The sequence below is a fragment of the Novosphingobium barchaimii LL02 genome (genome assembly GCF_001046635.1).
In the GTDB taxonomy this organism is placed as follows: Bacteria; Pseudomonadota; Alphaproteobacteria; order Sphingomonadales; family Sphingomonadaceae; genus Novosphingobium; species Novosphingobium barchaimii.
Genome location: NZ_KQ130452.1, coordinates 899,824 through 918,700, shown reverse-complemented (window position 1 = coordinate 918,700; position 18,877 = coordinate 899,824). Strand labels below are relative to the sequence as shown.

Sequence of the window (18,877 nt, the reverse complement as noted above, 5' to 3'; positions counted from 1 at the left end):
CGGGCGATGGAATTTGCTGTCGCCGCGATTGTCGCCCTCGTCATCGGCCTTGCTGCCGGTTGGTTCTTCGGCTCGCGCCCCGCTGCACAGTGGCGGGCGCTGGCTGAGGGACGCGAACGTGAAGTGCGTGAAGGCGATGCCAGGTATTTGCGGGCCTTCGCTGATCTGGAAGCAGCTCGCGAACGGGCAAGCCGGGCCGATGCTCTCGCCCAGGAACTGGACCGCGCCCGCAGCGAACATGAAGCGATAAGCGAACGCTTGCGCCAGCACGGCGCTGTCATGCTGGACCGTGCGCGCGGTGAAATGGCCGCGATTCTGGACAGAACCCGGACGGAGAACGCCGCACAGGTCGACGCCTTGCGCCGCGAACAGCGCGACTTGGCCTCCGAACTGGCCACACTTCGTGAGAAATCCGCGAATTTCGACGAACAGAAGCGACTTTTGATCCAGGCCCAGGAAGCCTTGCGCAAGGAGTTTGAAAACGCTGGAGCCAAAGTACTCGCCGGCGCGCAGGAGGCATTCCTCAACCGCGCCAGCGCCCGCTTCGAGCAGAGCGAAAAGACCAACGCAGAGCGTATAGCCACACTGCTGGCCCCTGTCGGCGCGCGGCTCAAAAGCTATGAGGAACAGGTTTCGGCGCTGGAGGCCAAGCGGATCGATGCTTTCGGGCAATTGGGTGGCCAGATCGAAGCGCTGCGCGTGGGGCAGGAGCAAGTACGGGCAGAGGCCGTGCGCCTCGGCAATTCACTGCGAAATGCGCCCAAGGCGCGGGGGCGCTGGGGCGAACAGCAACTCAAGAACGTCCTCGAACAGTGCGGGTTGACCGAACACACGGACTTCGTGACGGAGCACTCCGTCAATACGGAAGAAGGGCGCCTGCGCCCAGATGCGATTGTGCGTATCCCCGGTAACAAGCAGCTTGTGATTGACGCCAAGGTCTCGCTCAACGCCTATCAGGATGCCTTTGAGGCGGAGGATGAGACAAAGCGCGCGGCCTTCCTCGATGCGCATGCAGCCTCGATGCGTAATCACATCCAGACACTGGGCACCAAAAGCTACCAGAGCCAGTTCGAAAACGCGCCGGACTACGTCATCATGTTCGTACCGGGCGAACATTTCATCGCCGCTGCCCTCGACCACGACTCGGGCCTATGGGACTACGCGTTCGATCGCCGGGTGCTGCTCGCCAGCCCGACCAACCTTGTCGCCATCGCCCGCACCATCGCGCAGGTATGGCAGCAGGAAGGCCTTGCCCGAGAGGCGCGGGAAATCGGCAAGCTGGGCAGCGACCTGTACGACAGCATCGCCAAGACACAGGATGATCTTGGCAAGGTAGGCATTCATCTTGGCCGGGCGGTCAATAGTTTCAATGACTTCGCACGGACTTATGAGGGCAATGTGATGAGCTGGGCACGGCGTCTCAGCGAAAAGCATATCAAGATCGGCAAGCGCGAAATTTCCGACGATGTGCCGCTGGTGGAGTCCGCGCCGCGTTTTTCGGACACCGCGGGGCAGATCGAGGATCTTGTCGGTGAGCAGGTGGAGGTGGCAGAGTAGTTAAAAGAAGTGAGCCGGGAGACATGATGGCTGGCGGCAGCAAGGAGCGGGTGAGGCTCCTGCATGTTCAACGACGGCATTAAAAAGGGGTCTGGGGCGATGGCCCCAGGTTTTCCCTTCAAATCAACGATGAAATACCTGGTTGTCGACTCGCACCAGTTCCGCTGTGTGCCCGCTCGATTGCAAGGTCATCCGGTTCCCTTCCACCGCGACGCGCGGGGTGGCGACGAGCAGGGCGTTGACGGCGCTGCTTTGATGCCATGATGGGTCAGGGCAGGTCGTTTCGCTTTGGTCGAGTGGGCCGGCGACAAGGCGGTCGGCATCCATGCGCCAGGGTCCGCCCAGGCTGCTGCAGCCGACTGCAATGCCGATCTTGCCATCTTCAAAGGTAATGCCCGAGGCTTGGGACATGGGGCGTTCGCCGTCGATACGGTCGAACCGCCAGCTGCTCTCGGCAAGGCGCGAGCGATTACCGCTTTCGGAGCATCCGACCAGAAGGGCTGGGGCTATCAGGAAGATACCGATTCGACGCATTGTCGGTACACCCTGCCATAGCGGATGTGAGGATCGGATGAACGCACCGGGTCAGGTTGTACCGGATCAGGCCCGCCGCAAGTGCGCCAGTGCTTCGTAAGCCAGAACTGCGCCGGCGACGGCGGCGTTCAGGCTGTCTGCGCGGCCCAGCATCGGGATGGTGACGCGCAGGTCGCAGGCCTCTTCGTACTCAGCGGGAAGTCCTTGCGATTCGTTGCCTACCATCAGGAAGCACGGATCGGCATAAGCGGCCTCGCGGTAGTCGGTCGGGTCGCGCAGCGAGGCGGCTACAAGCTGGCCTTCTCCGGCGTGCAGCCAGGCGATGAATTCGTCCCAGCGTGCGATCACCAGTTTCTGAGTGAAGATCGCGCCCATGCTTGCGCGCACCGCTTCGACCGAGAACGGGTCCGCGCAGTCGTCGATCAGGATCAGCCCGCCCGCGCCCACGGCGTCGCCGGTGCGTAGCATCGTGCCCAGATTACCCGGATCGCGCAGTGCCTGCGCCACCAGCCAGATCGGCGCGGATGCGCGGTCCAGATTGGCAAGACCGGTGTCAAATTCGGCGAACACGCCCGCAACCGCTTGCGGATTATCCTTGCCGGTAACTTTGGCGAGGATTTCGACGTCCATCTCGACGACTTCGCCGCCCGCTGCCGTCACCGCGTCTTCGAGTGCATCGAGCAGGGGGTGGGGATCGCGCCCGATCGCCATGACCAGCATTTCCGGCACGATACCGCATTCGCGGGCGTCGGTGAGCAGGCGCAGGCCTTCGGCCAGGAAGCGCTTTTCACGTTTGCGGTGCTTCTTGTCCCTGAGCGAACGCAGGAACTTGACCAGTGGGTTGGAAAAGCCGGTGATGGTTCGGCGTGAACCGGCGTCCCAAGGCTCGTCATACGAAGACACTTCGTTCAGTCCGCCTGTGTTATTCTTCGCCGAAGCCATCGCGCACGAGGCCGGTCAGCACGGCGAGCGCGCTTTCGGCGCCGTCGCCCGAACAGGCGATCTCGATCGAATCGCCCTTGGCGGCGCCGAGCATCATGAGGCCCAGAATCGAACCGCCTTCCGCGCTGCCGCCGTCCTTGGTGACGTTGACTTTCACCGTGTCAGGCAGTTCTGCGACATGGTTCACGAATTTGGCGCTGGCGCGGGCATGGAGGCCGCGCTTGTTCACGATCAGCACCGTTTCACGGCAGTCGATCATGCGTCCTGCCCCAGATATTCGCTGGCGATGGTGATGTAGTTGCGGCCCGCATCGCGCGCCGCGGCGACCGCTTCGCGCACCGGCATGCAACCGCGCGCTTTGGCGAGGCGGATCAACATCGGCAGGTTGATGCCGGCGATTACTTCGACCTTGCCCGCCTGCATCAGCGAGATCGCGAGGTTGGAAGGGGTGCCGCCGAACAGGTCAGTGAGGATGATCACGCCTTCACCGCTGTCGACCTTGGTGATGGCGTCGGCGATTTCCGAGCGGCGCTGTTCCATGTCGTCGTTCGGGCCGATGCAGATCGTCGCGACGTCGGCTTGATCGCCGACGACGTGTTCCATCGCGTGTACGAACTCCTCGGCGAGATTGCCGTGAGTAACCAGAATCATGCCGATCATGTCGGGAATGCGCTCCGAAATTCCTGCAATCGCGCCCGGGCGCCGTTTTCATTTTTCACGTCGCAGCCCTCCTTCAAGAAGATCTGCTGCCCGCGAGCCCAGGTTGCGGTGCAACAATGTGGGCGAAAATCCTGCCTGGCGCAAGGCTGCTCCCATTTGCTCCGCAGTAAATACGGAGCGGTGCCTCCCGCCAGTGCAGCCAAATGCAATATGCACGTAAGCCTTGCCCTGCGCCCGGTATCGGGGGAGCAGCAGAAGCAGCAGATCGCGGATGCGCGTGAATGCCTCTTCGTAGGCCGGATCCTTGCGGATGTAGTCGCCCACGGCCTGGTCCTGCCCGGTCTGCGGGCGCAGGACGGGATCCCAGTGCGGGTTCTCGATGAAGCGCATGTCGAAAACGAGGTCCGCCACCGGCGGCATCCCTCGCGAGAACCCGAAGCTGGAGACGGTTACGGTCAGTTCACCCGGTTCGCTGGAGGCGAAGCGTTCACGAATCACCCGTTGCAGGTCGTTGGAGGTGAATTCGGTGGTGTCGATCAACAGGTCGGCCCAGCGGCGCAGCGGGGCGAGCAGTTCGCGCTCGGCGCGGATGCCGGTGGAGACGGGCGCATCGCCGGCAAGGACATGGCGGCGGCGGGTTTCGTTGTAGCGGCGCTCAAGCTCGTTGCTGCCGCAATCGAGGAACAGGGTAGTCAGTTCGATGTCGCGCCGCTCTGTCAGGGCTTTGACCTGCGCGATGATACGTTCTGGATTGAAGCCGCGGGTGCGGGAATCGAAGCCTATGGCAAGCGGCGCAGGGTCGCTGTCCGCGCCGCTGGAGCCGGCGTCGAGCAGGGCGTCGAGCATGCGGATCGGGAAATTGTCGACGATTTCCCAGCCGAGATCCTCAAGCACGCGTAGCGCCGTGGTCTTGCCGGCGCCCAGCATTCCAGTCACCAGCAATACGCGCTGGCGTGCCGGCTGATCGGCGCTCATTCCCGCTTCGGTCCCCATATCCACTCTATCTGCGCGCAGCAGGCCGGAAAGGGAAGAGGGCGAAAAAAGCTGTGCCCTGTTGGGACTGCTATGGCGCCAATCCGTAGCGCCCCAGCGCCAGTTCGGCCTTGAGGGCGAGCGATCCCCCCTCGGGCCAGAGGCGGACGAGGGGGAGTTCGATTCCGGCGATGGTGAAGCGCTCGGGCGTTTCGATGTAGCGGGGCGCGGCGCTGTCCAGCCTCAGAACGAGGGCAACCGGCACATCATCGATGCAGGGAAAGGGAAGAACGCCGAGGTTGCGCACTTCCATCAAGCCGCGCGTATGCGGATGCGGCATGGCGATCAGCCGACGGCCGTCCGCTTTAAACAGCACCGAGTCGTCGCCGATAAGCTCTGCGCCCCGGTCGATAAGGGCGAGGGCGAGACTGGATTTGCCGCTGCCGGGAGGGCCTTCGATCAACACCGCGCGCCCGGCAATGGCAATGCAGGTCGATTGGCGCTGGGCCGGGGCGGTGGCGGGGGCGGGCCGGCTCATCTCTCGCTCTGCCATGCGGGTAGTGAGAACACCAGACGCGCGCCTGAGGCGCCATCGGTGCGATCGGTCGCGACGAGCTTGCCGAAGTGGGCCTCGACGATGGTGCGTGCGATGGCGAGGCCGAGACCGCTGTGCTTGCCGAATTCCTCACGCGAGGGGCGCAGCGAGTGGAAGCGTTCGAAGATGCGTTCGCGGGCGGCGGCGGAAATGCCGGGGCCATGGTCGGCAACGGCGATTTTTACCCGGCTGTCGATACGCGAGAGCGAGATTTCGATCGGGCTGCCTGGCGGCGAGAAGGACACGGCATTGTCCAGCAGGTTCTGGAGCACGCGTTCGAGACGGGGCGCGTCGCCGGCAACGGTCAGGTCCGCGCTGTCTTTGCGCAGGATCGAGACCGGGCAGCCGCCGTTGACGCCGCGCTGGTCGCGTTCGGCGACGAGCGCGCGGACGAGCCCGCCCATGTCGAAAGGTTCGAAGGTGGTCCGGCTGATCTGCGCGTCGATGCGGCTTGCATCGGCGATCTCGGTGACGAGGAAGTCGATGCGGCGCACGTCGTCCTGGGCGATGCCGAGGAGTTGGCGGCGCAGGTCCGGCGCTTCCACCCGGTCGAGGCTTTCCAGCGCGCTGCGCAGCGAGGTCAGCGGGTTCTTGAGTTCGTGGGCGACATCGGCGGCGAAGCTCTCCACTTCGTCGATGCGCTGGCGCAGTGCGCTGCTCATGTCGGAAATGGCGCGGGCGAGGAGCCCGATCTCGTCGCGGCGGTCGGGCAGGCGGGGGACGACGACGCTGCGATCACGGCCCAGCCGCACGCGCACGGCGGCGCGGACCAGTTTGCGCAGCGGTTCGACGATGGTGCGGGCAAGGAAAAGCGACAGCAGGATCGAAACGCCCAGCGCGCCGCCGACGATGAAGGCCAGTGTCTGGCGGGCCATGCGCACGTTCTCGGTGATGTCGCGGGCGTTGCGGGTAACCAGAAGCGCGGAGCCGTCATTCCCTACCGGAGTGGCGGCGATGATGACGGGTGTGCGGTCAGGCGCGGCCTTGTGGTTGATCCGCGTTTGCCCGGAGCCCAATGCGGCGGCGATTTCAGGCCAGGCGCCGGCATCTGCGTGGGCCGGATCGCGGTAGTCCGGGATGGGGGGCGCGCCAAGGATGAAATCCATGCCCCGGTCGAGCATGCGCGCAGCGTCCTGGAACCAGGGTTCGCTGGCCGGGTCGATCAACCGGTAGGAAGGCGGTGCCAGAACGAAGCTGTCGCCGGAAAGTTTGCCGGCGGGACCAAAGAGCCGCAGGCGCAGGTCCTGCGTGGTGCCGATCCGGGCAATCAGGGCGAGGCGGCCGGCCGGGTTTTCGTCGGCGAGGGCGTCGGCGGTGATCTCGGCCTCGGTCTTGGCGAGGCGGTAGCGTTCGGCGAGCAGTTCGTTGCGGTAGCTGTCGATGTAGAACAGGCTGCCCGCCAGCAGGGCGAGGGCGATCACATTCACCGCGAGAATGCGCGCGGTGAGCGATAAGCTCCACGCCAGCCCCAGCCGTACCGCAACGCGCGGGCGCGGTTTGGCGCGTGACTTTTCAGCCATCGGCAAAAGAGTATCCGGCGCCGTACAGCGTATCGATCGCACCGAATTCAGGGTCTACCGCGCGGAATTTTCGGCGCAGGCGCTTGATGTGGCTGTCGATGGTACGGTCGTCCACATAGACGTCGTCGCTATAGGCCGCGTCCATCAGCTGGTTACGGCTTTTGACCACGCCGGGGCGGGTCGCCATGGCTTCCAGGAGCAGGAATTCGGTGACGGTGAGCGATACGGGCCGATCATCCCATGTCACCTGGTGGCGTGCGGGATCAAGCATCAACCTGCCGCGTATCACCGGATCGGGCAGGTTGGCAGGGGCTTCGTCTTCGGGCGGTGTTCGCGCCAGTTCGCTACGCCGCAGGATGGCGCGAATGCGCGCGACAAGCAGGCGCTGGCTGAAGGGCTTGGCGATATAGTCGTCCGCGCCCATCGCCAGGCCCAGGGCTTCGTCGGGCTCCTCGTCCTTCGATGTCAGGAAGATCACCGGCAGGCTGGACTGCGCGCGCAGGGCCTGCAGCAGGTGCAGGCCGTCCATGCGCGGCATCTTGATGTCGAAGATGGCAAGGTCCGGTGGGTTGTCCAGCAGAGCTTTCAGCGCTGTCTCGCCATCAGCGTAGACCCGCGTGGCGAAGCCCTCTGCGTGGAGACTGATGGACAGCGTGGTGAGAATGTTGCGGTCGTCATCGACCAGCGCGATCGTGTGCTGCCGCGGCGCAGACGGAGCGGCCGCAGGCGAACTGCCCGATGGCGCCGCAGGCAAGGCGGCGTCGTCTGCCAGAGGACCGGCTAGGGGCGGGGGAGTGGATGCATCGGCCATGGGCGCGCGCAGTTTCCCTTTTACTGCATGGGACGATTTGCCTAGCGGCTGCGCGCGCGGATGACAATCTGCGGTGCGGGCGGAACGGAGCGCTGTGGCAATTGGTCCAGTCCGTTGCGTCTGCGCGATTAAAACTCCTACGCATAGGACCTTGACGGTTCCAATTTCCCCCAAATTGACGGAAAAGAGACAGCTGCCTATTCGTGGCTCGATTCTTGCGCAGGAATCGCGAATGCGCCCTCGGGAATACCCGTAGGGCGACATCTTTTGGAGGAGATGACATTGACCACTTCGCTTAGCTATCCGCTCGATAAACAGGGCATTGAGACGAAGGCTACGATCTTCGCGAACCTCGGCACGGCCCCCCTGGTCGAACATGCGGTGAAGAATGGGGAAGGCGTGCTTTCGGCCGATGGTCCGTTCGTCGTCGCCACCGGCAAGCACACAGGACGATCGGCGAAGGACAAGTTCATCGTCCGCGACGCCGAGACGGAATCGACGGTGTGGTGGGGCAAGACCAACGTGCCGATGACGCCCGAACATTTTGCCGCGCTCAAGGAGGATTTCCTTGCTGCCGTCGCGCAGAAGGACACGCTCTACGTCGCCGACCTGTTCGGTGGCTCGCAGCCGGAGCACCGCGTGAAGGTGCGCGTGATCAATGAGTTCGCCTGGCACAACCTGTTCATCAAGACGCTGCTGGTCCGCCCATCGAGCGAGGAACTGGAAGGCTTCGCGCCCGAATACACCATCATCGACCTGCCCAGCTTCCGCGCCGATCCCGAGCGTCATGGATCGCGCAGCGAGACGGTGGTCGCGGTCAACTTCTCGGAGAAGCTGATCCTGATCGGCGGCACGTCCTATGCGGGCGAAATGAAGAAGTCGGTCTTCGGCATCCTCAACTACCTGCTGCCGGTGAAGGGCGTGATGCCGATGCACTGTTCGGCCAACATCGGCGCGGACGGGGACACCGCTGTGTTCTTCGGCCTGTCGGGCACCGGCAAGACCACGCTTTCGGCGGACGCTTCGCGCACGCTGATCGGCGATGACGAGCATGGCTGGTCGGACACGGCCGTGTTCAACTTCGAAGGCGGCTGCTACGCCAAGATGATCCGCCTTTCGGAAGAAGCCGAACCGGAAATTTACGCCACCACCCGCCGCTTCGGCACGGTGCTGGAAAACGTGGTGATCGATCCAGTCACTCGTAAGATCGACCTTGATGACAACTCGCTGGCTGAGAACAGCCGCGGTTCCTACCCGATCGACTTCATCCCGAACTGCTCGGAGAAGAACCTTGGGCCGGTGCCGAAGAATATCATCTTCCTGACCGCCGACGCTTACGGCGTCCTGCCGCCGATCGCGCGGCTGACCCCGGACCAGGCGATGTACCACTTCCTCTCGGGGTATACCGCGCGCGTTGCCGGCACCGAGATCGGGGTGACGGAGCCGGAAGCGACGTTCTCGACCTGCTTCGGCGCGCCGTTCATGCCGCGTCACCCGTCCATCTATGGCAACCTCCTCAAGGAGCGTATCGCCAAGGGCGGCGTGAAGTGCTGGCTGGTCAACACCGGCTGGTCGGGCGGCAAAGCGACGATGGAAGGCATCAAGCGCATGCCGATCAAGGCGACCCGCGCTCTGCTCAACGCCGCGCTCGACGGCAGCCTCAACGCCGCCGAGTTCAGGGAAGATCCCAACTTCGGCTTCGAAGTGCCGGTCGAGGTCGCCGGTGTCGACACCAAGCTGCTCGACCCGCGCGGCGCCTGGGCTGATCCGCTGGACTATGATCGCACGGCGCAGACCCTGGTCAAGCAGTTCATCGACAACTTCGAGCAGTTCGAAGAGCATGTCGATGAAGGCGTGCGCAAGGCTGCGCCCGTTTCGGCCTGACCTTCACGACCTGAAATGCACTCGGAGGCCCCGAAACTTCGGTTTCGGGGCCTTTTCCCTTGGCGCCGGCTTTCCAGCGCGGTGCAGGCAGGACGAACAGCAATCGCAGGGCCGGGCCTGTTGGTCTTTTCCAAGCCTTCCGTTCGTCATGGTTTGGGTGCAATGTACACGACTACGCCAAAGGAGAACGGCAATGGGATTTTTCGACGGTATACTCGGACAAGTGAGCGAGCACGCTGACGTGGCCAACCTCGCGGGCAAGCTCGGGATCTCCCCTGCGGTTGCCGAAAAAGCCATCGCCGCTCTTGGCATCGCGCATCAGCAGGAAGGCGATACCGCGCAGCTTGCATCGGAGCGCACCGGGCTTGACGTCGGGGTCATGCAGCAGCTCATCGAGCAGATCGGCGGCGAGGGTTCTCTCACCCAGTTCGCCAGCGCCATCGCATCCGATCCCAGCAAGATCGCCAGCTTCTTCGACAAGGATGGTGACGGCAGCGTCATCGACGACCTGACCGGCATGGCCAAGGGCTTTTTCGGCGGTAAGAGCTGAAATTGAGCGCGTGTCATCCTGGGCCAGCAAGGCCCGGGATGACACGGCACCTCAGGCTTTTTTGCCGGCGATATACGCCTCTACGTTGAGCGCCAGCACGTCCAGCGGCACATTGCCGCCATCGACCACTGCCTGGTCGAAATCGCGCAAGTCATAGGCTGAGCCCAGGGCCTGCTGCGCCCGCGTGCGCTGGCTGACGATCTGCGAGTGACCCATCTTGTAGCCGCAGGCCTGTCCGGGCCATGAGCAGTAGCGGTCCACCTCGTTGACCACTTCTTCGCGCTTGTTGCCGTTCTGCTCCATGAAGAAACGCACGGCCGCATCGCGGCTCCAGCCCTTCGAATGGAGGCCGGTGTCCACCACCATGCGGCAGGCGCGAAACGCAAGGGACTGCAGGTAGCCGAGCCGGCCCACCGCATCGTCGTCGTAGGCGCCCAGTTCGTCCGCCAGTTGCTCGCCGTAGAGCGCCCAGCCTTCGGAATAGGCGTTGAACGCCAGGATCGAGCGGATCAACGGCAGGCGATTGGCATATTCGCCCTGCCAGACGTGGCCGGGGATCGCCTCGTGATGCACCAGCGTGGGCAGGTCGTACTTGCGGTGCAGGTCGGTGGTGCGCAGGTTGATCCACATCTTGCCGGGGACACTGCCGTCCTTGGAGCCGGCCCCGCCATAGGCGGTCGGGGCGCCCGGTTCCTCGGACAGCGGCAGGCGGCGCACTTCGACATTGCCGGGAACCAGCTGGCGGAAAGCGCGCGGCATCTGCCCGCGTATCCAGTCGACACGGGTGCGGATGAAGGCGAGGATTTCGGCTCGGCCGGGGTCGCCTGCGGGGAACATGAAGCGCTTGTCCTCGCCCAGCGCCGCCATGCGCGCGCCAACGGTGCCGGTGGTATAGCCCAGCGACTTCAGGATCGGGTCCATGCGGGCGTGAAGCGCGGCCAGTTCCTGCAAACCGCGCTGGTGGATTTCCTCCGGCGCGAGCGGCGTGGTCGTGCTGGCGCGCAGGGCCCAGGCGTAATACTCGGCGCCTCGCGGGCGTTCGCGCATGCCGGGATCGCTCTTGGCGAGGGCGCGCTGGTGCTTGAGTTCGGCCAGTTGCCGTTCCAGCGCGGGCACCACTTCCCCGGCGACGATCCGCTTCGCATCGGCGGTCCAGGTGCCGCTCATGTCTTTCGTGCGTCCGGCGATCGAGGTGACGAGGCCGCCGCCGTCCGCGCGTGCGTCAGTTATGGTGCTGGTCATCTGCGCGATGGCCCGGTCGAGCAGGAAGTCAGGCGGCACGAGGCCGATCGCGGTGGCGGCCTTGATCCGGCCGAGTTCCCCGTCCAGCTGCGCGTCGAACTGGCCGAGGCGGGCGACATAGGCGTCGGCGTCCTCACGCGTCTTCACCGGATGGTCGGCATCGAGGAAGCGCGGCAAGTCCAGATAGGCGCCCACGTTCTGGATGACGACGTAAGGCGTGTTGCGCCACCCGCCCACGGCGACATCGCCATAAGGCAGCGCAAAACCGTCGAGCGCGGTGGAGAAAGCGCTTTTGACCACGGCGAGACTGGTGCGGGTGGAATGGTCCAGCCCGCTCGCATCGAAGGCTTCGACCGAGGCGAGGCCCTGCCTCAGGCTTGCGGCATAGGCATCGCGCCCGCCTTGCGAGCGATCCTCCAGCCGTGAGCGCAGCGCCGCATGTTCGCCGATGTCCACACCAAGGCCGGTTGCGCCTTCGGGGACGTGTTCCAGGAGGTTCCAGGCGATGCTGTCAAGCAGAGCGGCGGCGTTTGGCGGTGTGGCCGGGGCGGCAGGCATCGGAGCGGGGCCGCGGGCCTGAGCGCAGCCGGGAAGGGCGACGGCGGCGGTTCCGGCTGCCAGCAGATGGAGGGCGCTGCGCCGCGAGAGGGGCGCGCGCGGGCCGAGTTCGGGAAGGAAAGTATCGTGCATGACCGGAACGATGGCCGCGCCTGCCGATGCTGTCAAACCGGCCTGGCAAACCATCTTGGGCCTCGGCGCAGGCTGCGCTAGGAAGGCGCCATGAACATCGCGCTTTCGCTTCTCGTGCTCACCGTCATCGCGCTCGTGCTGGGCGCGCTTGTCCTGCTTCGGCGCGGGGGGCACCGCAAGCAGGCGGTACTGATGCTGGTTCTGGCAGGGGTGATGATCATGAACATCGCCATCTGGACCCTGCCCACACCCGAAGGCCGCTCCCTGTCGCGCGAGGCTGAAAAGGAACAGGCGCCGGAGTGATGCTCCGACGCCTGCTATGATCCATCGACCGGCGGATTACTTGATCGGGCAATCCGGCGCGAGGCGCATGTCCAGGTAGTTGTCGACCGACTTCATCAGGTCCGGCACCTCGTTTTCGAAGAAGTGGTTGGCGCGGGGGATTTCATCATGGTGGATGGTGATGTGCTTTTGCGTGCGCAGCTTGTCGACCAGCTTCTGCACGGCGTTGGGCGTGACCACCGTATCGCCTGTGCCCTGGATGATGATGCCCGAGGCGGGGCAGGGTGCCAAAAAGCTGAAGTCGTACATGTTGGCCGGCGGGGCGACCGAGATGAAGCCGCGAATTTCGGGGCGGCGCATCAGCAATTGCATGCCGATCAGCGCGCCGAAAGAGACGCCGGCGATCCAGGTGGTCGAAGCCTCGGGATGGATCGACTGTACCCAGTCAAGCGCGGCCGCTGCGTCTGACAGTTCGCCGATGCCGTTGTCGAAGCTGCCCTGGCTGCGGCCAACACCGCGAAAGTTGAAGCGCAGTACCGCGAAACCGCGCGCGACGAAGGTCTTGTAAAGGTGCTGGGTGATGCGGTCGTTCATCGTGCCGCCCGCCTGCGGGTGCGGATGGAGGATCATCGCCACCGGCGCGCGTGGACGCGGAGCGGGCTGGAAACGACCTTCGAGACGACCTTCGGGACCGGGAAAGATGACTGCGGGCATGTCTGTTTGCGGCCTGACTTGTTGAACCTCCCGCGCGCAAGGCAGCGCCGAGCATCGCGGGAGTGGAAATGGGAAAGGTTCGCTATATAGAAACATTGCGTCCGAAAACAACTTCGCAAGCAAGGGCAGTTCCTATCATTTATCTAGATCATGCCGCGACTACACCGATGCTTGCTCCTGCGCGTGAGGCCTGGCTGGAAGGCGCGGCGATCTGGGCCAATCCCTCAAGCCCCCATGCGCCGGGACGCGCTGCCCGCGCCGCACTGGAAGATGCGCGGGCACGGGTGAAGACGGCGCTGGACTGGGATGGCGAAGTGCTCTTCACGTCCGGGGCGAGCGAGGCGCTGGCGATTGGGCTGGGGCGGGCAAAGGTGCAGCGGCGACTGGTCTCTGCAGTGGAGCACGATGCGGTGTTCCGCGCCGCGCCCGATGCGGCGGTCCTGCCGGTAGTCGGCGGCGAGGTTGATCCGCAAGTGCTTGCCGATGCGCTGTCCGGCGGGGGCAGGGCGGTGGTCGCGCTACAGTCGATCAATTCCGAGACCGGCACCGTCCTGCTTCCTTGCGGGACAAATCCCGTGGCCGCGCAGATTAGCGAGGCCGGCGGGCTGCTGCTTGCCGACTGTTCGCAGTCGGCCGGAAAGGCGCCTTTGCCTGATGCTGACATGGTGGTCGTCTCTGGCCACAAATTGGGCGGCCCGGTCGGCATCGGCGCGCTGCTGGTGCGCGATTTCGCCATGCTGGAGCCCAGCGGGGGGCAGGAGCGCGGCTACCGTGCGGGGACCGAGAACCTGCCCGCCGTCCTGGCTTTCGCTGCTGGGCTTGAGGCGGGCGGGATCGAAAGCTGGGCAACCACCGCCGAGCAGCGCTTCGACTTCAGGAACAGGCTGCAGGCGCATGGGGAGGTGCTGCAACCGGGGGCGCAATGCTCTCACATCTTTGCTGTCGCGGCGCCAAAAACGTCCGCAACTGCGATGCTGATCCGCATGGACGCGTTGGGCTTCGCGATCTCGGCGGGCAGCGCCTGTTCTTCCGGCACGCTCAAGCAGAGCCGTGTGTTGCAGGGCTTCGGCATCGACGCGGATCTGGCGAAGCGAACCGTACGCGTCTCCATGGGCTGGAGCACGACGCCGCAGGATCTTGACGCCTTCGCCGATGCATGGGCCAAGGTAACCGCATGATCTATCTCGACTATCAGGCAACCACGCCGCTGGCACCCGAGGCGCGCGAGGCCATGATGCCCTGGCTCGGCGGACCTGAAACCAGCGGCTTCGCAAATCCCCATAGCCCGCATCGCCCCGGTCGCGCGGCTGCGGCAGCGGTGGAAGTAGCACGCGCGCAGGTCGCCAGACTCATGCCGCCGGGAGGGCGGGTGATCTTCACGTCCGGCGCAACGGAGGCGATCAATCTCGGCATCCTGGGCAGCGGCGCGCGTAAGCTCGCGGTTTCCGCAATTGAGCATGCCGCCGTGCTCGATACCGCGCGCGTGGTCGATCCCACTCATGCGGTCCTGCCAGTCGATGCCGAGGGATTGGTCGATGCCGAAGCGCCGATTGCCGCCGGTACTGGCCTCGTCGCCGTCATGCAGGTCAACAACGAAATCGGCACGGTTCAGCCGGTGGAGCATCTGGCCGAGCGCGCTCACGCCGCCGGGGCGCTGTTTCTGTGCGACGCAGTCCAGGGCGCGGGCAAGCTCGCTCCGCCCGCCAATGCCGACCTCATCGCGGTGAGCGCCCACAAGCTCTACGGCCCCAAAGGTATCGGCGCCCTGTGGCTGCGGGACGGGCTTGAGCTTGCGCCGTTGATCCGGGGCGGCGGGCAGGAGCAGGGGCTGCGCTCCGGCACGCTCAGCCCGATGCTATGCGCCGGGTTCGGCGCCGCGGCGGCACTTGCCCTGGCCCGGATGGATGAGGACGCCGCCCATGTTGCCCGTCTCTGGCAGCGCGCGCGCACCATCCTTTCCCGCTGGGAACTGAACGGTTCAGCGGCGCGGCGCTGGCAGGGCAACCTCAACTTGCGCCTCGATGGCCTCGACGTGGCCCGGTTAATGTCAGAGTTGCGAGACCTGGCTTTTTCCGCAGGATCGGCCTGTGCAAGCGGTTCCGGCAGGCCGAGCCACGTCCTGCGGGCTTTGGGCCTTTCGGACAGAGAGGCCAAAGCCTCTATCCGTCTGGGATTTGGGAGATATACTCCGATCCGGGAACTTGAGGATGCCTGCGCCAAAATCGAAGCCGCCGCAGCGGTGCAGGGAGTATGATTTGGTTAACGTGACGTTCGTTACCGTCGACGGATCCAGGGTTTCGGCGCAGGCCGAGCCGGGGTCCCGGCTGCTTGAAGTGGGTCAGAACGCGGGTATGCCGCTTGAAGGGACGTGCGAGGGGCAGATGGCCTGCTCAACCTGCCACGTCATCGTCTCGCCCGACTGGTTCGACAAGTTGCCCCCCGCCTCGACCGAGGAGGAGGACATGCTCGACCTGGCCGCCGGAGTGGGCCGCACCAGTCGCCTTTCCTGTCAGATCGAAGTGACTGAGGCGTTGGACGGGCTCGCGGTACGCATCCCCGGCGTGGTGCGGGACATGCAGATCGGCTGAGAACCGGCGGGCGAACCCGCCGGGTCGCTCAGTCCTTCGCGCCGAAGCGCTTCCTCCAGTTCAGGATTGCCCAGCGGATCGCCAAGCCGATCAGTCCGAGCGGAACCGCGATGGCCGTGAGCATGATGACGACCGCGAAGATCGTGCCAAGCACCGTGCTCACGTTCCCCAAAGCGCTGCGTATCGGCGACAGGAAGCCGCCGTCACTGGGCGATCCTGCTTCATAGCTCAGGTTTACCCGGCTGAAATTCACGCGGCCCTGCATCTCCGTCAGCCAACTGCGCGCCTCGTCGATTTCCTCGTTCACCTGCGCGACCCCGCGTTCGGCCTCGACCAGTTCGGCCACGGTGCCCTTGCGGGTGGCGAGCACTTCCATCAGCCGGTCGCGCAGCACCGTGCGGGCTCGCAGGCGTGCTTCGGTATCGACGATCTGCTTTGACAGGTCCTCACCCGAGATCGCGCTGGAAACTTGCGTGCCTCCGGCGTTTCCAGCCAGCTTGCCCAGTTCGGCGCCGAAAGCGCGGGCGCGCGGCGCTGCAACTGCAAGCGCCAGCGATCCAGCGGCATAACGCCCTTCCGATCCGTTCTGCTTCATATCCAGGATGCGGCACACCTGCGGGCCTTGTTTTTCACAAAGGTCCGCCTGACTGCGCTGCACCTCGGCAATACGCTCGGCAGCCAGTCGATAGCCGTATTCATAGACGTAGGCGATGCGTGGGCCATTGGCCGCGCTGACCGCAATGGCCTCGCCCGGCTTGGCATCCCCGCCGCCTTGCGCCTTTACGGAGGCAGGGGCTTCCTCGCGGATGTCGACGGTTTCCGGCCCCGCGGCATCGGGTGCAGGCGCGCTTCCGCATCCGGCAAGAGCAAGCGCCAGCAATCCCGCGGAAATCTTTGAGCGGTGCATTGTCGTCTCCCTGGCATGCGGTGTGATTCGTCAGCGACGCTATCCCAGCTTGAACCTCTGGAAAACGGCCTAACGCGGCTTGGCATGGCCGGGCGCCCTGCTAGGGTCCGCCCACCATGGTGACCAAGACTGACGACGACTCCGATCCGTTCGACGCCATCGTCGACGCGCCCTTCGATGCGGCGCTGTCGGAGCGTTATCTCGTCTACGCGCTGTCGACGATCACGGCGCGCTCGCTGCCCGATCTTCGCGATGGGCTGAAGCCGGTCCACCGCCGCCTGCTCTGGGCGATGCGCCAGCTCAAGCTGGACCCGGGCAATGCCTATAAGAAATCGGCGCGCGTCGTCGGCGACGTGATCGGTAAATATCACCCGCATGGCGATGCCTCGGTCTACGACGCGATGGTCCGCCTCGCGCAGGATTTCTCGCTGCGCTATCCGCTGGTGCAGGGGCAGGGCAACTTCGGCAATATCGACGGCGATAACGCGGCCGCCTATCGATATACCGAAGCGCGCCTGACCAAGACTGCTATCCAGCTCATGTCCGGGCTGGACGAAGGCACCGTGGACCTGATTCCCACCTACAACGGTGAGGAAAACGAGCCGGAAATTTTCCCCGGCATGTTCCCCAATCTGCTGGCCAACGGCGCCGTTGGCATTGCGGTCGGCATGGCGACCTCGATCCCCAGCCACAACGTCGCCGAGATCATCGACGCGACGCTCCTGCTGATCGACAATCCCCATGTCGAGCATCCGCAGCTGATGGAAGTGTTCCACGGTCCGGACTTCGCGACCGGCGGCCTCGTGGTCGACAGCCCTGAGGCGATCAGCCACGCCTATGCGACCGGTAAGGGTGGTTTTCGCGTACGCGGGCGTTTCTCCACCGGGCGTAACGCAGACGGTTCGTGGGAAGAAAGCGGCATAGAGAAACTGGGCGCGGGCCAGTGGCAGCTCGTCGTCACCGAAATCCCGTATATGCTCCAGAAGGGCAAGCTGATCGAACAGATCGCGGCCCTGATCGGCGACCGCAAGCTGCCGATTCTGGAAGACGTGCGCGACGAGAGTGACGAGGAGATCCGTCTCGTGCTCGTCCCCAAGAGCCGCAATGTCGATCCCGAGCTGCTGAAGGAAAGCCTCTACCGGCTTACCGATCTCGAAAGCAGGTTCAGTCTCAACCTCAACGTACTGGATTCTCACAGAACTCCGGGTGTCATGGGGTTGAAGCTTCTGCTTCAGGAGTGGGTTTTCTGCCAGATCGACATTTTGCTGCGCCGGACCAACCATCGGCTCGACAAGATCGCCGCCAGGCTGGAACTGGTTTCCGGCTACATCATCGCTTATCTCAACCTCGACCGGATCATCGAGATCATCCGCACGGAGGATGAGCCCAAAGCGGTTATGATGGCGGAGTTCGAGCTTACCGACCGTCAGGCGGAAGCCATTCTCAACATGCGCCTGCGCTCACTGCGCAAGCTGGAGGAAATGGAGCTTCGCAAGGAGCACGCCGAACTGCTGAAAGAGCAGGAGGAGCTGAACAAGCTGCTCGAAAGTCCGGCTCGCCAGCGCACCCGGATCAAGCGCGATCTTGCCAACTTGCGCAAGGACTATGCCGAGGACACCGAACTCGGCCGTCGCCGCACCACTATTGCGCAGGCGACCAAAACCGTCGAATTCAGCATGGACGCGATGATCGAGAAGGAGCCGGTCACGGTGATCCTCTCGGCCAGGGGCTGGATCAAGGCCGCACGCGGGCACGTGCCGCTGGACGGCGATTTCAAGTTCAAGGAAGGCGACGGCCCCGGCTATGCCTTCCACGCGCAGACCACCGACAAGGTGCTGATCGCGCTCGACAATGGCCGGTTTTACACGCTGGGCGCCGACAAACTGCCGGGCGCGCGGGGCTTTGGTGAACCGATCCGCACGATGGTCGATATCGACACCGAGGCGCATATCGTCTCGGCCATGGTCTACAAGCCCAAGGCCCAGCTTCTGCTGGCCTCGAACGTCGGTCGCGGCTTTGCAGCTGAGACGGATGAACTGCTGGCCGAAACTCGCAAGGGCCGGGCGGTCATGTCGACCAAGCCGGGTGTCACGCTCGTCACCGTCCGCGAGATTCCGGCCGAGCATGACCACGTCGCCGTTGTGGGTGACAATCGCAAGCTGGTGATCTTTAGTCTCGAGGAACTGCCGGTCATGGCCAAGGGCCAGGGCGTTACCCTCCAGCGTTACCGCGATGGCGGTATGTCGGATGTCATCACGCTCAAGCTGGAAGACGGGCTGTCCTGGACGATGGGCGGCGAGAGCGCCCGTACCCGGACCGAGAAAGACATGACGCTCTGGAAGGTCGCGCGCGGCGCGGCGGGGCGTTTACCGCCGGTGGGCTTCCCGCGCGACAACAAGTTTCAGGGGTAAGGGCTCGGCGGACCTGAT

Annotated in this window: 19 protein-coding genes; 8 read left to right on the top strand and 11 right to left on the bottom strand. The window is 64.5% G+C overall.

What is annotated here, in order from left to right; genetic code table 11:
- Nucleotides 1-6: 6 nt before the first annotated feature.
- A complete protein-coding gene (gene rmuC / locus V474_RS04660) occupies nt 7-1,557 on the top strand; it encodes a DNA recombination protein RmuC (protein WP_059150318.1) in 1,551 nt (516 codons plus the stop codon).
- A 123-nt stretch (nt 1,558-1,680) separates the two neighbouring features.
- Here rmuC and V474_RS04655 read toward each other — a convergent pair whose 3' ends face one another.
- The 8 genes from V474_RS04655 to V474_RS04620 form a co-directional block, all read right to left on the bottom strand.
- Nucleotides 1,681-2,091, bottom strand: a complete 411-nt coding sequence (locus V474_RS04655) for an META domain-containing protein (protein ID WP_082699588.1) — start codon at nt 2,089-2,091, stop codon at nt 1,681-1,683.
- Between the two features lie 66 nt (nt 2,092-2,157).
- Nucleotides 2,158-3,033, bottom strand: a complete 876-nt coding sequence (locus tag V474_RS04650; protein ID WP_236710653.1) for a TrmH family RNA methyltransferase — start codon at nt 3,031-3,033, stop codon at nt 2,158-2,160.
- Nucleotides 3,014-3,292 (bottom strand): HPr family phosphocarrier protein, encoded by a 279-nt coding sequence (locus V474_RS04645; protein WP_043972826.1) that lies wholly within the window; start codon nt 3,290-3,292, stop codon nt 3,014-3,016. Before V474_RS04645 ends, V474_RS04650 begins: the two co-directional genes overlap by 20 nt.
- Entirely contained in the window at nt 3,289-3,693 is a 405-nt protein-coding gene (locus tag V474_RS04640) for a PTS sugar transporter subunit IIA (protein ID WP_059150317.1), read from the bottom strand. Before V474_RS04640 ends, V474_RS04645 begins: the two co-directional genes overlap by 4 nt.
- Before the next feature lie 48 nt (nt 3,694-3,741).
- Nucleotides 3,742-4,668, bottom strand: a complete 927-nt coding sequence (rapZ, locus tag V474_RS04635; RefSeq protein WP_236710650.1) for an RNase adapter RapZ — start codon at nt 4,666-4,668, stop codon at nt 3,742-3,744.
- 88 nt (nt 4,669-4,756) lie between these two features.
- Entirely contained in the window at nt 4,757-5,203 is a 447-nt protein-coding gene (locus V474_RS04630; RefSeq protein ID WP_059150315.1) for an HPr kinase/phosphorylase, read from the bottom strand.
- Nucleotides 5,200-6,780, bottom strand: coding sequence for a sensor histidine kinase (locus V474_RS04625; RefSeq protein WP_059150314.1), 1,581 nt, complete (start codon nt 6,778-6,780; stop codon nt 5,200-5,202). Before V474_RS04625 ends, V474_RS04630 begins: the two co-directional genes overlap by 4 nt.
- Entirely contained in the window at nt 6,773-7,591 is an 819-nt protein-coding gene (locus V474_RS04620) for a response regulator transcription factor (protein ID WP_236710648.1), read from the bottom strand. Before V474_RS04620 ends, V474_RS04625 begins: the two co-directional genes overlap by 8 nt.
- Before the next feature lie 282 nt (nt 7,592-7,873).
- Here V474_RS04620 and V474_RS04615 point away from each other — a divergent pair, with 282 nt between their 5' ends.
- Together V474_RS04615 and V474_RS04610 are read left to right on the top strand one after the other, a co-directional pair.
- On the top strand, nt 7,874-9,475 hold the full coding sequence (locus V474_RS04615; RefSeq protein WP_059150313.1) for a phosphoenolpyruvate carboxykinase: 1,602 nt from the start codon (nt 7,874-7,876) through the stop codon (nt 9,473-9,475).
- A gap of 193 nt (nt 9,476-9,668) precedes the next feature.
- Nucleotides 9,669-10,025 carry a hypothetical protein gene (locus V474_RS04610; RefSeq protein WP_059150312.1) on the top strand — a complete coding sequence of 119 codons (357 nt, stop codon included), beginning with the start codon at nt 9,669-9,671 and terminating at the stop codon, nt 10,023-10,025.
- A gap of 51 nt (nt 10,026-10,076) precedes the next feature.
- Here V474_RS04610 and V474_RS04605 read toward each other — a convergent pair whose 3' ends face one another.
- Complete coding sequence (locus V474_RS04605) at nt 10,077-11,957, bottom strand: DUF885 domain-containing protein (protein WP_059150777.1); 1,881 nt, start codon at nt 11,955-11,957, stop codon at nt 10,077-10,079.
- A 90-nt stretch (nt 11,958-12,047) separates the two neighbouring features.
- Here V474_RS04605 and V474_RS04600 point away from each other — a divergent pair, with 90 nt between their 5' ends.
- A complete protein-coding gene (locus V474_RS04600) occupies nt 12,048-12,260 on the top strand; it encodes a hypothetical protein (protein WP_059150311.1) in 213 nt (70 codons plus the stop codon).
- A gap of 36 nt (nt 12,261-12,296) precedes the next feature.
- Here V474_RS04600 and V474_RS04595 read toward each other — a convergent pair whose 3' ends face one another.
- Nucleotides 12,297-12,953: an alpha/beta hydrolase gene (locus tag V474_RS04595; protein WP_043972847.1), complete on the bottom strand. Its 657-nt coding sequence runs from the start codon at nt 12,951-12,953 to the stop codon at nt 12,297-12,299.
- Between the two features lie 68 nt (nt 12,954-13,021).
- Between V474_RS04595 and V474_RS04590 the strand changes: the two genes are divergently transcribed.
- Genes V474_RS04590 through V474_RS04580 form a run of 3 tightly spaced genes read left to right on the top strand, consistent with a single transcriptional unit; the run spans nt 13,022 to nt 15,541 of the window.
- A complete protein-coding gene (locus V474_RS04590; protein WP_059150310.1) occupies nt 13,022-14,131 on the top strand; it encodes a cysteine desulfurase family protein in 1,110 nt (369 codons plus the stop codon).
- Nucleotides 14,128-15,207 (top strand): cysteine desulfurase family protein, encoded by a 1,080-nt coding sequence (locus V474_RS04585; RefSeq protein ID WP_059150309.1) that lies wholly within the window; start codon nt 14,128-14,130, stop codon nt 15,205-15,207. Before V474_RS04590 ends, V474_RS04585 begins: the two co-directional genes overlap by 4 nt.
- Before the next feature lies 1 nt (nt 15,208).
- Nucleotides 15,209-15,541 carry a 2Fe-2S iron-sulfur cluster-binding protein gene (locus tag V474_RS04580; protein ID WP_059150308.1) on the top strand — a complete coding sequence of 111 codons (333 nt, stop codon included), beginning with the start codon at nt 15,209-15,211 and terminating at the stop codon, nt 15,539-15,541.
- A 28-nt stretch (nt 15,542-15,569) separates the two neighbouring features.
- On the opposite strand, the gene V474_RS04575 is transcribed toward V474_RS04580, so the two are convergent.
- On the bottom strand, nt 15,570-16,448 hold the full coding sequence (locus V474_RS04575; protein WP_059150307.1) for a DUF4349 domain-containing protein: 879 nt from the start codon (nt 16,446-16,448) through the stop codon (nt 15,570-15,572).
- 116 nt (nt 16,449-16,564) lie between these two features.
- Here V474_RS04575 and parC point away from each other — a divergent pair, with 116 nt between their 5' ends.
- The gene (gene parC, locus V474_RS04570; protein ID WP_059150306.1) at nt 16,565-18,859 is read left to right on the top strand and encodes a DNA topoisomerase IV subunit A; all 2,295 of its coding nucleotides are present in this window, start codon (nt 16,565-16,567) and stop codon (nt 18,857-18,859) included.
- Nucleotides 18,860-18,877 lie beyond the last annotated feature (18 nt).